The 14,101-nt window shown below is 74.9% G+C and carries 12 protein-coding genes; 3 read left to right on the top strand and 9 right to left on the bottom strand.

Features of this window, described 5'->3' with window-relative positions; genetic code table 11:
* Position 1 precedes the first annotated feature (1 nt).
* The 4 genes from ACH443_RS01690 to ACH443_RS01675 form a co-directional block, all read right to left on the bottom strand.
* Positions 2-982 carry an ABC transporter permease gene (locus ACH443_RS01690; protein ID WP_429765906.1) on the bottom strand — a complete coding sequence of 327 codons (981 nt, stop codon included), beginning with the start codon at positions 980-982 and terminating at the stop codon, positions 2-4.
* A complete protein-coding gene (locus ACH443_RS01685; RefSeq protein ID WP_430589293.1) occupies positions 979-2,097 on the bottom strand; it encodes an ABC transporter ATP-binding protein in 1,119 nt (372 codons plus the stop codon). Before ACH443_RS01685 ends, ACH443_RS01690 begins: the two co-directional genes overlap by 4 nt.
* Complete coding sequence (locus tag ACH443_RS01680) at positions 2,097-3,776, bottom strand: ABC transporter substrate-binding protein (protein WP_430589292.1); 1,680 nt, start codon at positions 3,774-3,776, stop codon at positions 2,097-2,099. The genes ACH443_RS01685 and ACH443_RS01680 overlap by 1 nt, the downstream gene beginning before the upstream one ends.
* 76 nt (positions 3,777-3,852) lie before the next feature.
* Positions 3,853-6,423, bottom strand: a complete 2,571-nt coding sequence (locus tag ACH443_RS01675) for a beta-glucosidase (protein WP_430589291.1) — start codon at positions 6,421-6,423, stop codon at positions 3,853-3,855.
* Between the two features lie 100 nt (positions 6,424-6,523).
* Between ACH443_RS01675 and ACH443_RS01670 the strand changes: the two genes are divergently transcribed.
* Positions 6,524-7,171 carry a TetR/AcrR family transcriptional regulator gene (locus ACH443_RS01670; RefSeq protein ID WP_430589290.1) on the top strand — a complete coding sequence of 216 codons (648 nt, stop codon included), beginning with the start codon at positions 6,524-6,526 and terminating at the stop codon, positions 7,169-7,171.
* A 15-nt stretch (positions 7,172-7,186) separates the two neighbouring features.
* Here the strand turns inward: ACH443_RS01670 and ACH443_RS01665 are convergent, their stop codons facing one another.
* On the bottom strand, positions 7,187-8,329 hold the full coding sequence (locus ACH443_RS01665) for a S1 family peptidase (protein ID WP_430589289.1): 1,143 nt from the start codon (positions 8,327-8,329) through the stop codon (positions 7,187-7,189).
* 117 nt (positions 8,330-8,446) lie between these two features.
* Between ACH443_RS01665 and ACH443_RS01660 the strand changes: the two genes are divergently transcribed.
* Complete coding sequence (locus tag ACH443_RS01660) at positions 8,447-9,871, top strand: TrkH family potassium uptake protein (protein WP_429765916.1); 1,425 nt, start codon at positions 8,447-8,449, stop codon at positions 9,869-9,871.
* Between the two features lie 25 nt (positions 9,872-9,896).
* Here the strand turns inward: ACH443_RS01660 and ACH443_RS01655 are convergent, their stop codons facing one another.
* The 4 genes from ACH443_RS01655 to ACH443_RS01640 all read right to left on the bottom strand — a co-directional run bounded on the left by ACH443_RS01655 (position 9,897) and on the right by ACH443_RS01640 (position 13,385).
* Positions 9,897-10,442 (bottom strand): hypothetical protein, encoded by a 546-nt coding sequence (locus ACH443_RS01655; RefSeq protein ID WP_430589288.1) that lies wholly within the window; start codon positions 10,440-10,442, stop codon positions 9,897-9,899.
* A gap of 119 nt (positions 10,443-10,561) precedes the next feature.
* The gene (locus ACH443_RS01650; RefSeq protein ID WP_430589287.1) at positions 10,562-12,187 is read right to left on the bottom strand and encodes a methyltransferase; all 1,626 of its coding nucleotides are present in this window, start codon (positions 12,185-12,187) and stop codon (positions 10,562-10,564) included.
* Positions 12,184-12,783 carry a hypothetical protein gene (locus tag ACH443_RS01645; protein ID WP_429765919.1) on the bottom strand — a complete coding sequence of 200 codons (600 nt, stop codon included), beginning with the start codon at positions 12,781-12,783 and terminating at the stop codon, positions 12,184-12,186. Before ACH443_RS01645 ends, ACH443_RS01650 begins: the two co-directional genes overlap by 4 nt.
* Positions 12,784-12,827: 44 nt before the next feature.
* Positions 12,828-13,385, bottom strand: a complete 558-nt coding sequence (locus ACH443_RS01640) for a hypothetical protein (protein ID WP_430589286.1) — start codon at positions 13,383-13,385, stop codon at positions 12,828-12,830.
* A gap of 165 nt (positions 13,386-13,550) precedes the next feature.
* Between ACH443_RS01640 and ACH443_RS01635 the strand changes: the two genes are divergently transcribed.
* Positions 13,551-14,093 (top strand): DinB family protein, encoded by a 543-nt coding sequence (locus tag ACH443_RS01635; protein WP_429765923.1) that lies wholly within the window; start codon positions 13,551-13,553, stop codon positions 14,091-14,093.
* Positions 14,094-14,101: the final 8 nt, after the last annotated feature.

Genomic DNA, 14,101 nt, shown 5'->3' with positions numbered 1-14,101 from the left:
GTCAGCCCTCCTGCCGGGTGCGGGGGTCGAGCGCCGCGTACGCCAGGTCGGCCACGAGGTTGGCGACCAGCACGGACAGCGTGATGACGAGGAAGCAGCCCTGCATCAGCGGGTAGTCGTGGGTGGAGACCGCCTGGTAGAGCGTGTAGCCGATGCCCTGGTAGCTGAAGACCATCTCCATGACGAGCGTGCCGCCGACGACGAAGCCGAGGGCCAGGGCGAAGCTGGAGACCTGCGGCAGGATCGCGTTGCGCGCCGCGTACCCCACGACGACCGCCCGCGCGGGCAGCCCCTTGGCGTGGGCCACGGTGACGTAGTCCTCGCTGGAGACGGTGACCATCATGTTGCGCATCCCGAGGATCCAGCCGGAGATCGACGACACGACGATGGTCAGCGCCGGCAGCGTGCCGTAGTAGATCACCGAGCCGACGAACTCCCAGCTCAGCGACGGCACCATGCCGCGGTCGTAGCTGCCGTTCGACGGGAACCAGCCGAGGTTCACGGCGAACACCGCGATGGCGATGAGACCGAGCCAGAAGTACGGCACGGCGGAGAAGAACGTCGTGATCGGCAGCAGCGAGTCGGCCCAGGTGCCGCGCCGCCAGCCGATGCCGGTGCCCACGGCCGTCCCGAGCAGGAACGCGATGACCGTGGCGATGCCCACGAGCCCGACCGTCCACGGCAGGGCCTGCGTGACGATGTCGGCCACCGGTGTCGGGAAGTGGGTGAAGCTCAGCCCGAGGTCGCCGTGCAGCAGCATCTGCCAGTAGTGCACGTACTGGTCCCACAGGGACATGTCCTGGTCGAGCCCGAACAGGACGCGCAGCGACTCCTCGGCGTTCGAGTCGATCCGGCCCTGCATGCGCCCCATGAGGGCGGTCACCGGGTCGCCCGGCAGCAGGCGCGGCACGAAGAAGTTGATGGTGATCGCGGCCCAGGCGGTGAACAGGTAGAAGGCCGCGCGGCGCAGGACGAACCTCACGCGCCCCCTCCCGTCGGCGTCGCGGTCCGCGGCACGGCCGGGGCGTCGGCGCGGTCGGCGTAGCCCCAGCAGGCGGCCTGCCGCGGCTCGCCGCCCGCCCCGTGCCCGACGTCGAGCAGGGGCGGCGCCTCGGCGGCGCACAGGTCGGTGGCGAACGGGCAGCGCGGGTGGAAGCGGCAGCCCGACGGGGGCCGCACCAGGCTGGGCGGCTCGCCGCGCGGGGCGCCCGCGGGCCGCTCAGCGAGGTCCTCGGGGTCGGGGGCGGACGCCAGGAGCAGCCGCGTGTACGGGTGCTTCGGGTCCTGGGTGACCGACTCGCTGTCCCCCGACTCCACGACGCGCCCCGCGTACATCACGAGGGTGGTGTCGGCGAAGTACCGCGCGGAGGCGATGTCGTGCGTGATGTAGAGGATGGCCAGGTGCAGCCGGTCGCGGAGGTCCGCGAGCAGGTTGAGGATCCCGAGCCGGATGGACACGTCGAGCATCGAGATCGGTTCGTCGGCCAGCAGCACCTCCGGGTCGGCGGCGAGCGCCCGCGCGATGGCGATGCGCTGGCGCTGCCCGCCGGACAGCTCGTGCGGGTACTTGTCGACGTACCGCTCGGTGGGCGTGAGGTGCACGCGCTCGAGCAGCTCGGCGAGCGCCCGCTCCAGCTCGTCCCCGCGCAGGCGGCCGCGGTGGATGCGCAGCGCCCGGGTGAGCGTGTACCGCACGAGGTGCACCGGGTTCAGGGACGCGAAAGGGTCCTGGAAGATCATCTGGACGCGGTTGACGTAGCGGCGGAAGGCGCGCCGTCCGCGCGCCCGCGCGTCGGTACCGCCGAGCAGCAACCGTCCGGCGGTGGCGGGCTGGAGCTGGGCGAGCAGCCGCGCCACGGTCGACTTCCCGGAGCCGGACTCGCCGACGAGGGCCACGACGCGGCCGGCGTGCAGCGCGAGGTCCACGCCGTCGACGGCGTGCACGACGGCGCCGCGCCCGGAGCCTCGGCCGCCGCCCTTGACCGGGTAGTGCTTGGTGAGCCCGACGGCCTCGAGCACGGGCGCGCCGGGGTCGGTGCGGGGGGTGCCCCCCGGGGCGCCGGCCGGCGCCCCGGGGGTGGTGGTGTGGAGGGACATCAGGACGCGGGCTCCAGGTGCATGACGATCTGGGCCGCCTGGACCCCGGTGGGCTGCGGCTGGTTGTACGGGTCGTCCTCCGACGGCCAGCCGACGTAGTTCAGCGAGGAGTACTGCGCGGTGGCGGGTCGCGACCAGATCGGGATGGCCGGCACCTGCTCCACGTAGACCTGCTGGATGGTGTCCATCGCGGCCTCGCGCGCGGCGTCGTCGGTCGCGGCCGCGTAGTCGGCGAACGCCTTCGTCGCGGCGTCGTCCTGGAAGCGGCCGAAGTTCCACGTGGCCGGCTCGCCGAGCTTCTTGTACTGCGCGCCGTCGAACTGGTCGGAGTACATGTCCCAGGGGGTGGCGCCGCCGTCGGTCCAGTGCAGCGTGGCCTGGAAGTCGCCCGGCGGGACGACGTCGGCGAACCAGCCGTCCTGGTTCACCGGGTTGACCGTGGCGTCCACGCCGAGCGTCGCGGCCGCGTTCTTGATGAGGTCGAGCGCGGTGAGGTAGTCGTTCCAGCCGGCAGGGTCGGTGAGCTCGAAGGTGACCTTCTCGCCGTCCGGGTCGACGAGCTTCTCGCCCTCCCAGGTGTAGCCGGCGTCGGTCAGCAGCGCCTTGGCCCCCTCCACGTCGACGGCGAGGTCGGCGTCCGCGTAGGCGTCGGAGAGGTACGGCTCGCCGGCGGGCAGCGGCAGGCCGGTGGCGTTGGTCAGCGGGGGGTTGACGCCGGAGGTGGCGACGTCCACCAGCTCCTGCCGGTCGATCACCATGTTGAGCGCCCGGCGGAAGGCGACGTCGTCGAACGGCTTCTTCTCGTTGTTGAGGAAGAGCGCGTCGATGCCGAGGCCCGCCGCCGCGTACTGGTGGTAGTGCTCCGGGTCCTGCGCGATGTAGACGTTCTCGTAGTCGGCGATGAACGTCCAGCCCCACTGCGCCTCGCCGGTGGTGAGGGCCGTGGTGAGCGCGTTGTTGTCGTTGTACGACGAGTACCGGATCTCGGGTACCTTGGGCCGGCTGCCCCAGTAGTCGTCGCGCGCCGTGACGGTCGCGGCCTGCGGCGTCCACGACTCGAGCGTGTACGGGCCGGTCCCGACCGGCTCGGTGTTCGTGAAGGTCGTCGGGTCCTCGACGTCCTTCCACAGGTGCTCCGGGACCATGAGCAGGTCGTAGAGCTTGGACTGGTTGACGTACTGCGGGGCCGTGAACGACACCGTCGCCGTCGTCCCGTCGGACTCGACCTTGTCGTACGGCAGCGCGGCCGCGTTGAGGCCCTCGTGGTCGATGCGCAGCTGGATCGAGAACGCGACGTCGTCGGCGGTGAAGTCCTCGCCGTCCGACCAGGTCACGCCCGACCTCGGCGTGATCACGGCCTGCGTGTAGTCCTCGTTCCACTCGATCTTCTCGGCCAGCCAGGGCTCCGGGTCCTCGGACGGCTTCGCCTGGTTGCGCATCATGAGCGGCTCGTAGATGACGAACGCGTAGCCGAGCGAGAGCGCGGACGAGCCGGTCGCGAACGGCGACTGGTTCTCCGTCTGCACACCGTTGGGCATGCCGACGGTCAGGGTCTCGGTGCCGACGCCGCCGGAAGAGGCGGACGGGCTGTTCCCGCCGGTGCCGCCGCCACACGCCGCGGCCAGCATGGCCACGACCGCGGCGCTCGCGACCGCCGTGCTGAGCTTGCGGATTCTCACGGTGTGCCTCCTTGCACGAGCCCCGCCGCCGATGGCGGGGCGCTGGGTGGGTGATCGGGTGATCGGTGCTGGATGGTCAGGACTGGGTGTCGGGCGCGACGACGAGGTCGACGTCGAGCCGCGGGTCGCGCACCGACCGGCCCGCGGTGAGCCGGTAGGTGCCGGGCGGGGTGGTCCAGCCGCCGGCGGCGGTGTCCCACGTCTGGAGGGCGCGGCGCGGCACGCGCACCTCGGCGGTGGCGCGCTCCCCCGGCGCGGCGTCGACGACGGCGAAGCCGCCGAGCCAGCGCACGGGCCGTGCGGGATCGGTGTCCGCCGTGCCGGGCGGCGGGGTCACGTAGACCTGCACGACCTCGCGCCCGGGCCGCGCGCCGCTGTTGCGCACCGTCACGCGCACGACGACGTCCGCGTCGCCCGGGGCGAGCCCGGGGGCGGCGAGGCCCGCGGCCTCGTAGTCCCACGTCGTCCAGCCGAGGCCGTGGCCGAAGGGGGCGGCGGGCGCCGGGCCACCGGGGCCCGTGCCGGCACCGAGCCGCCGCTCCCAGGCCCGGTAGCCGACGTCGAGCCGCTCGGCGTACTCGACGACGCCGGCGACGGGGATCGCGTGCGGCACCGGGACGTCCTCGGCGCGCGCGGGCAGCGTCCACGGCAGGCGGCCGGACGGCTCGGTGACGCCGGTGAGCACGTCCGCGAGCCCGGTGCCCGCCTCCTGGCCGGGAAGCCAGGCCCACAGCACCGCGGGGGCCTCGTCGTACCAGGGCAGCAGCACGGGCGCGCCCGCGTTGACGACGACCACCGTGCGCGGGTTGGCGGCCAGCACGCGCCGCACCAGCTCGTCCTGGTTGCCGGGCAGCGCCAGGTCGGCACGGTCGTAGCCCTCGGACTCGACCTCGGGCGTGGTGCCCACGACGACGACGGCGACGTCCGCCTCCCGGGCCGCGGCGGCCGCGGCCGCCAGCTCGTCCTCGGCCGACGGGCCGGGCAGACGGTGCACCAGCGCACCGCGCACGAACCGGTCGTAGCCGACGGGGTGCACCACCTGAAGCTCCGCCTCCAGCAGGGCGCCGCCGGCGCCGCCCTCGACGGCCAGCGTCGCGGCGAGGGGGTGGTTGTGGCCCGAGGCGAGGATGACGTCCTCGTCGACGACGACGTCCCCCGCGGACGCCGTCCGGCCGTCCACCGTGACCCGGTGCACGCCCACCGTGCCGACCCCCAGCTCGTGGGTGCCCGGCTCGTCGGTGCGCACGTGGGCGGTGAGCCGCAGGGTGGCGTCGTCGGGGCCGACGTCGGCGCACCAGCCGTCCCAGGCGGTCCGGGTCTCGGCGCGGCGCACGGTGCCGTCGGCCCCGAGCCACTCCAGCCGCACGCCGGGCGCGCCGGTCACGGGGTCGGTGCAGCGGGCGAGGTCGACGGCCGGCGGGTTGCGCAGCACGCGCGACCCTGCGACCACGTCCACGACCGCTCGCGCCGGGAGCGCGTCGCGCAGCGCGTCCGCGGGGTAGGTGAGGCGGACGGGCACCACGAACGACGAGCCCCCGCCCTGGAAGAACGGCTCCATCGCGTGCGCGCCGAGCAGGGCGACGCGCAGCGGACCGGCGCCGTCGTCCGCGTCGACCAACGGCACCGTGCCGTCGTCGTCCTTGAGCACGACGACGGAGCGGGCGACGAGCTCGCGCAGCAGCGGCGCCGGGTCCTCGGCCGCGGCCGCCGGGACGGCGCCGCCGCCGCCCGGCAGCGGGAGCCGCCCGACGCGGTGCGCGAGACGCAGCAGCCGGCGCACCTTGTCGTCGAGCTCGGCGACCGTCACCTCGCCGGACCGGACGGCGTCGAGCAGGCCGTCCCCCCACGGCCCGTCCGGGCCGGGCATCTGCAGGTCGAGCCCGCCGCGCGCGGCCGCGACCACCGACTGCGTGGCCACCCAGTCGCTCACGACCAGACCGTCGAAACCCCACTCGTCCTTGAGCACGCCGGTGAGCAGGGGGCGGTGCTCGAGGGCGGGCGCGGCGGTGCTGCCGTCGTCGACCCCGCTGTACGCGCCCATGACGCTCCACGCACCGGCGGCGACGAGCCGCTCGAACGGCGCCAGGTACACCTCGCGCAGCGTCCGCTCGTCGACGCGGGCGAGGTAGCGGGTGCGGTCGGTCTCGGAGTCGTTGGCCACGTAGTGCTTCACGCACATCCCGACGCCCCGGTCCTGCGCCGCGCCGACGAGCGCGACGGCGACCTCGGCCGTGAGGTGCGGGTCCTCGGAGTAGCACTCGAAGTGCCGACCGCCGACGGGCGTGCGCTGCAGGTTGACCTGCGGCGCCAGGACCATGTCGACCCCGTGCCGGCGGGCCTCCGCCGCGAACAGCTCCCCCGCCCGGCGCGCGAGGCGGACGTCCCACGTGGCCGCGAGTGCCGACGGCGCGGGCAGCATCGCGGAGGTGCCGCGGCCGTACGGGTCGCGCACCCCCACGGGACCGTCGGACATGACGACGGGCTCGAGCCCGATCCGCTCGACGGCGCGGGTCGCCCACATGGACGCGCCGACGACGAGGGCGGCCTTCTCGTCGACGCCGAGGAGGTCGACGAGCGCGTCGATCTGCCCGTCGGCGCTGGCGTCGGTGCTGGCGTCGGTGCTGGTGACAGCGGTCTGCGATGACACGCGGCGGTACTCCCTCGTCCTGGTCGGCGTCGACTGCGCCCAGTGAAGCACAGTTACTGACAGGTAAGTAAGTAGCGCAAGGTCACAGTATGGTGACGCCATGGCAGACGGCAGCACCCCGCGACGGACCCGCCCCTCGAAGGCGGAGCGGCGCGAGGAGATCCTCGCGGCGGCGACGCGCGTGTTCGGCTCGAAGGGCTACCACGCGGGGTCGCTCGTCGACGTCGCGGAGCAGGTGGGCATCACCCACGCGGGCGTGCTGCACCACTTCGGCAGCAAGGACAAGCTCCTGTGGGCGGTGCTGGAGTACCGCGACCGGGTGGACGTCGAGCACCTCGAGGGGCAGCACATCCCCGGCGGCCTCGACCTGTTCCGGCACCTGATGACCACCGCGCGGATCAACGCCGACCGGCGCGGCATCGTGCAGGCCTACTCGGTGCTCACCGGCGAGTCCGTCACCGACGGGCACCCGGCGGCCGCGTGGGTCACGGAGCGCTTCACGGTGCTGCGCGGCGAGATCGCCACGGCCCTCCTGCAGGTGGCGCAGGAGCGCGGCGTGGCGCTCGAGGAGGCCCGGGCCCGCAGCGCCGCGAGCGCCGTCATCGGCGTCATGGACGGCCTGCAGGTGCAGTGGCTCCTGGACCCGGACGCCGTCGACCTCGCGCAGGAGACGGCGTTCGCGATCGAGGCGATCCTCGCCGCCGTCCTCGCCGGGCCGGCCGCCCCGCGCGTCGTCCCCACGGGATAGAGAACCCCGCGGCGGTCAGCCGGTCACCAGGGTGAGGTCGTAGGCGTCGAGGATCTCGCCCACGGGCTGGAAGAACGTCGTGCCGCCGGACGTGCAGTCGCCGGAACCGCCCGACGTCACGCCCTGCGCCTGGTCGCCCGCCAGCAGCGAGCCGCCGGAGTCGCCCGGCTCCGCGCACACGTCGGTGCGGATGAGCCCGTCGACCGTGCCCTCGGCGTAGGAGACCGAGACGTCGAGCGCCTCGACCGTGCCGCAGTGCCAGCCCGACGTGGATCCCGAGCGGCACACCTGGGCCCCCACCGGCGCCGGCTCGGCGCCCGCGACGGCGACCTGGCCGCCGGCCCAGTCGTTCACGGCACCGACGGGCGTGCTGCCGGGCCCCACCTGGACGTACCCGTAGTCGTCGCCGGGGAAGCTCGACCCGGCGAACGTCCCCTCCGGCTGCGACGTCGGGTCCCCCGCGGAGCCGCAGTGCCCCGCGGTGACGAAGCCGTCGGTGACGGCGAAGCCCACCGAGCAGCGCGAGGCCCCGTCGATGTAGTACGCGTTGCCGCCGACGACGTCGTCCAGCACGCGCGGCCGTTCGGTCGTCGTGCTCACCGTGACGGCGCCGCTCGGCACGCCCGCGGCGGCCAGCGCGTCGTCGACGCCGGCCCGGGCGTCCGAGCCCGCCAGCGTCTCGACCACGAGCGTGTTGTCCCGCACGTCCACGTGCCAGCCGGTCACGCCGGCGGCCGCGGCGGCGTCGTCGCCCAGGTCCGCGGCCCAGCCCTCGAGCTGGTCGAGCGAGTACCGGGCGTCGACGGCCCGGCCGCCCGCCGCCCGCACCGCGGCGTCCGCGGCACCGCTCGTCGTGGCGACGTACAACCGGTCCCGCTCCGGGTCGAGCCAGGTGCCGGCGAAGTCGTCACCGAGCTGCTCCCGCAGCCGGTCCTGCGCGGCCGCGGCGTCGTCCTGGAAGTCGAGCCGTTCGACGGCGCGCTCCCTCGACACGCCGAGGTCGTCCGTCATGGCCTGCAGGAGCCCCGCCGGGTATCGGTCCGCGCCCGCGACGTCGTCGTCGGGGTCCGGACCGGCGGCCTGGGCCGTCGCCGCGGTCGCCGCGAGCGTGAGCCCGGCGGCCGTGGCGGCCATCGTCCTGAAGGTCGTGCGTCTCATCGGAGAATTCCTTCCGTCAGGTACCGGACGGTTGCCCGGCGCACCACACGCTACGGGGACGACCAGCCCCCGGCCAGGGCGCGCCCAGGCTGCCGCGCGGGTGCACACTGATCCGTTGTGCACCCGATCCCGTGGCTGCGCCCGCACCGGGTGCCCGCGAACTCCCCCACGTCGCCCGCGAGCCTGCGCCGCCGCCCGGCCCAGGTGGTCACCCTCGCCTTCCTCGCGACGATCGCCACCGGCACGGCCCTGCTGAGCCTGCCGGTCAGCGCCACGGGGAGGAACGCGAGCTTCGTCGAGGCCCTGTTCACCGCGACGTCCGCAACCTGCGTGACCGGGCTCGCCGTCGTCGACACCGAGACGTTCTGGACGCCGTTCGGGCAGGTCGTGATCCTGCTGCTCATCCAGGTGGGCGGGTTCGGGGTCATGACGCTGGCGTCGCTGCTCGGCCTGCTGCTGACCCGTCGCCTGGGGCTCAGCACCCGGCTGGTGGCGACCGAGTCGACGCGGTCCGTCGGGATGGGCGACGTGCGACGCGTGCTGCTCGGGGTGCTGCGGTTCACGGTCGTGACGGAGCTGGTGGTGGCCGCGGTGCTGACGGCGCGGTTCGCCGCCGCCTACGACGAGCCCCTCGGCCACGCCGTCTGGTCGGGCGTCTTCCACGCCGTGTCCGCGTTCAACAACGCGGGCTTCTCGATCTACAGCCAGAACCTCGTGCCGTTCGTCGCCGACCCCTGGGTGTGCCTGCCGATCTGCGCCGCGATCATCATCGGCGGCCTCGGCTTCCCCGTGCTGCTCGAGCTGTGGCGCCTGCACCGCACCCGCCGGACCGAGGAGGGCCCGACCGACCTCGCCCGGCTGTCGCGCTGGAGCGTGCACACGCGGCTCACCGTGCTGATGACGGCGGTGCTGCTGGTGGTGGGCACGCTGTTCTTCCTCGCGGCCGAGTGGCGCAACCCCGGCACCTTCGGCCCGCTCGACCCGCCGGCGAAGGTGCTGGCCGCGTTCACGCAGGCGGTGATGCCCCGCACCGCCGGCTTCAACTCCGTGGACCTGTCGCAGGCCAACAACGGCACCTGGTTCTTCACCGACATGCTCATGTTCGTCGGCGCGGGGTCGGGCGGCACCGCCGGCGGCATCAAGGTGACGACGTTCGCCGTCCTCGCCGTCGCGATCTGGTCGGAGCTGCGCGGCGACCCCGACGCCACGCTCTGGGACCGGCGCCTCACGCCCAGCACCCAGCGGCAGGCGCTCACCGTCGCGCTGGTCGGCGTCGCGGCCGTGGTGGTGCCGACGCTCGCGATCACGCTCTCCACCAGCCTGTTCACGCTGGACCAGGTGCTGTACGAGGTGATCTCGGCGTTCAGCACCACCGGCCTGTCCACCGGGATCACCGCGGACATGCAGCCCTGGCACCAGCTGGTGCTCGTGGCCCTGATGTTCCTCGGCCGGCTCGGGCCCATCACCCTCGGCACCGGCCTCGCGATGCGCGACCGCCAGCGCCTCTACCGGCGCCCGGAGGCGGCCGTCGTCATCGGCTGACGACCGCCCCGGGCCTCGGAGGGCGTCAGCAGTGGGTGCCGGCGTACGTGCCGACGGCCTGAGCGGACTCCTGGAACTCCGAGCCGGTCATCGCGGACATGGCGTCCTGCAGCTTCGTCATCGCCTCGGCGTCGGTGGGGTCCTCGGCCGCGGCGCTCAGGCCGTCCGTCGCGGTGCGGAACGACGTGGTCAGCGTCTCCCAGTCGTCGGCGATCTCCGCGGGCGGCTCGCCCACGCCCTCGAGCGTGGTGGTGAGCTCCTCGAGCTTGTCGACGGTGGGCTGCAGGTCGGCGGGGTCGACGTCGCCCATCGCCGAGGACGCCTCGGTGAGGGCCTGGACGGCGCCGCACACGTCGCCGCCGGCCGCCTCGTCGGCCGGGGCCTCCTCGGCGGGGCTCTCCTCGGCCGGGCTCTCCTCGGCCGGGCTCTCCTCGGCCGCCTGCTCCTCGGCGGCGGGCGTGCCCTCGCCGGAACCCGAGTCCCCCGAGCCGCTGCAGGCGGCCAGGCCGAGGGAGAGCAGGGCGGCGGCGGCCACGGCGGCGGCACGGGTCATGGTCAGTCGGTTGCGCATGGTGACCATGGTGACCGACCGGCGTCGCTCACGCGCCCCGGCACGACGGGGAGAGCTCCCCATGTGGCACAGCCCACGGACGGCAGGCTCCCAGGCGGGGAGGTCGGCCCGGCAGGAGGTCAGTCGGCAGGACGGAGGAAGCCGTCGCGCACCAGGCCGCGGACGGCGGGCAGCAGCTCGGAGCGCAGGTCGTCGGCGGGGACGTCGAGCAGCGCGCCCAGCGCCCCGACGATCTGCCCGACGGCGAGCTCGCCGTCGCACACCCCGACGAAGGCCGCGAGGCCGGTGGAGGCGTGCACCCCGCGCCCCAGCCCGTCGCCCTGCCGGATCACGACGACGTTCGGGTCGGCCTGCCCGGGCGTGTGGAACCGCTCCTCGGTGACGTCGTCCGCCGCCACGAGGTGGGCCTCGGCCAGCGCGGCGTCGTCGCGCGCCTCGAGCCAGTCGTGCGCCACGAGCGACGCCGCGACGTGCGCGCCGAGCGGCTGGTGCACGGACCCGGTGTGCTCCTCGAGGCGGCGCAGCGTGGGGCGCGTGCCGCCCGTGGGCCGGCGGAGGGTGACGATGCCGAAGCCGACGGCCTCGACGTCGCGGGACGCGAAGTCGTCGAGCCACGCGCCGTAGGCGGCGGCCCAGGCGCCCGGCTCGCGCTCGGGGGTCGTGCCACCGTCGCGGATCCACGTCTCCGCGTACTCGGCCGGGTCGAGCACCTCGCGCTGGATCACCCAGCCGTCCAGGCCGGCCGCGTCGAGCCAGGCACCCACCCGCTCGTCCCACGGCTCGCCGCGGCGGTGCTCCCAGTTGCCCAGCAGCTGCGCGACGCCGCCCGGCGCGAGCACGCCGCCGACGTCGCGCACCAGGTCGCGCACCAGGTCGTCGCCCGAGCGGCCGCCGTCGCGGTACTCGTAGTCGCCCAGCGCCTCCGCCACCGCGGCGCCCGCCGCGCCGGCGTGCGGGGTGATGACGAACGGCGGGTTGGAGACCACGAGGTCGAAGCTCTCCCCCGCCACCGGGTCGAGCATCGACCCGTGCCGCAGCGCGACATCGACCCCCTCCGCCGGGGTGTTGAGCACGAGGTTGAACCGGGCGAAGCCCAGCGCCCGCCGGGACAGGTCGGTCGCCACGACGTGGCGGGCGTGCCGCGCCGCGTGCAGCGCCTGGATGCCGCAACCCGTGCCGAGGTCGAGCACGCGACCCACGGGCGTGCGGGCCGTGACCTGGGCCAGCGTCGTCGAGGCGCCGCCGGCGCCGAGCACGTGGTCGGTCGCGAGTCGGCCGCCCGTGGCCAGCTCGGCGAGGTCGCTCGCCAGCCACCACGAGGCGTCGCCGGCCGCGTCGACGGCGGCGTACGGACGCAGGTCGACGACGGCGCGCACGGCGTCGTCGTCACCCTCGCCGGCGGCGGCCACCAGGCCGAGGCGCGCGGCGCCGGCGGTGCCGAGGCCGGGCAGCGCGCGGTCGAGCGCCGCGCGCGGCACGTCGTCGCCGAGCAGGAAGAGGCGGGCCAGCGCCGCGCGCGGCTCGTGCGCGGCGGCGACGTCCGCGAGGGCGCGGCGGGCGGGCACGGTCTGCTCGCGGTGCAGCGCCGCGGACGCGACCTCGCCCAGCGCCTCGCCCACGCCGTCGACGGTGTAGCCCGCCGCCGTCAGGCCCGACCGCAGCGCGTCGACCAGGGGCGCGGCGTGCCCCGCCGCGCCGGGCACGGGCGCCGAGGCAGGTGTCGAGGCAGTGCCGCGCGTCGTCATCGGCCCGCGCACTCCGTCGACAGGAACACGGTGATGTCCTTGGCCGCGGCCGTGGCGGCGGCGGTGTCGTCGGCCGTGATCGCGCCGGCCATCGCGGAGCTGACCGCGTCCGCGTCGTCCTCGTCGACGTCGTCGAACGCCGTCTCCGCGCTGCCCAGGTAGTCGGCCATCACGCCCCAGGGCTTCGCCACCCCCTCGGGCGCCTCCACCGCGGCCATCGCCTCGTCCGCGGTGCGGAAGCTCTGCACCAGCGCGCGCGGATGCTCGGGGCTGAGGTCCACGAGCGCGCGGTTCGTCGTGGACCAGGCCTGCTGCAGCCCCGCGCACGTCTCGTGGTCGAGGCCGGACTCGTCCTTGCCGCCGTCCGTCGCGTCCGCGCTCGGGTCGGGCGACGCCGACCCGGAGTCCTTCGACCGGCTCGGCTCGCCCTCGACGCCCATCGAGAGGTCGCCCGGGATCGAGACCGCCGGGGCGGGCTCCGCGACCGGCTCCGCGCCGCCGTCGGACTGCCCGCAGCCGGCCAGCGCGGCGCCCGTCACGAGCATCCCCACGACGACGACCGGGAGCTGGCGGGGCAGGAGGCGGGCACGGCGCATCCCCCTATGGTGCGTCACCCGCCCGCGCGCGCGGAAATCACCGCTCAGCCGGCGGGCACGTCGCCCTGGGGGTCGTCGTCCGTGTCGTCCCCCGCGTCACCCTCCGCGTCGGTCGGCGCGTCGGTCGGCGCGTCGGCCGCGCCGCAGCCGGCCTTGAGGTAGGTCGTGACGCGGTTCGACGCGGCCGTCATCGCCGCCGTGTCCAGGTCCGCGAGCGCGTCCGCGACGGCGGACGCGACCTCGTCCTCGCCGGCCGCCTCGATCTCGTCGGCGACCGCGCCGACGTAGGTCGCGACGGTGAGCCAGTCGTCCCGCACCTCCGTGGGCGGACGGACCTCGGCGAGCGCGTCGCGGGCGCCCACGAAGCCGCGCCGCAGCGTGGCCGGGTCGTCGGCCGTCATCCCGATCTGCAGGGATGCCGACCGCGACCATGCGGCCTGCACCACCGGGCACTCGTCGGGCGGGCCGGCCGCGAGGACGGCCTCCGCGGGGGCGCCCGCGTCCGCCACGAAGCCGGCCGCCACCCCGACGCCGAGCCCCAGGAGCAGGGACAGCGCCCCCGCCGCGGCGAGGGAGGACCGACGGCGCCAGGGCCCCGGCACCGGTCGCCTCAGGCGACCGACCAGGCCGCGCGAGGCGCCGGAAGCGCGTCTCGTCCTGGCCCTCATGCTGCCGAAGGGTACCGGGAGAGCGCTCGGCGCCGGAACGTCGCCGCAGGTGGGAGGGCGCCGCTTGACCCGTGGCGGGCGTTCGGCCAGATTACGCGCGTGACCTCTACCACGCCCGGCCTGTGGGTGCATCCCGAGAATGACCCGCGAGCGACGGGCGTCGACCCGGTCGGTGAGAAGGAGACCCTCTGGGAGTACCTCTGCCGCTACCGCATGACCCTGGTCATGAAGTGCGAGGGCCTCGACGCCTCCCAGCTCGCGCGCCGCGCCGTGCCGCCGTCGACCCTCTCCCTGCTCGGGCTCGTCCGGCACCTCGCGAACGTCGAGCACCACTGGTTCCGCCGGGTGCTGCAGAGCCGCGACGAGCGCGGCCCGTTCGAGCTGCCCGGCTACCCCGACGTCGACTTCGACGGCGCCCTCCCGGACGCGACCTGCGTCGAGGAGGCGTGGGATGCCTGGCACCGCGCCGTCGAGGTCGCCGACGACTGCTTCGCCGGCGAGGACCTGGGCCGCGAGGTGCCCTACGACGGCGGCACCGTCGAGGCGCGCGACGTGCTGCTGCACGTGCTCGAGGAGTACGCCCGGCACATGGGCCACGTGGACCTGCTGCGCGAGTGCATCGACGGGCGCACCGGGCTGTAGCCCGCGCT

The organism is Isoptericola sp. NPDC019571 (genome assembly GCF_044389385.1).
GTDB classification, from domain to species: domain Bacteria; phylum Actinomycetota; class Actinomycetes; order Actinomycetales; family Cellulomonadaceae; genus Isoptericola; species Isoptericola nanjingensis.
Note: the sequence above shows the minus strand (reverse complement) of the source record. Positions and strands in the feature narration are given on the sequence as shown.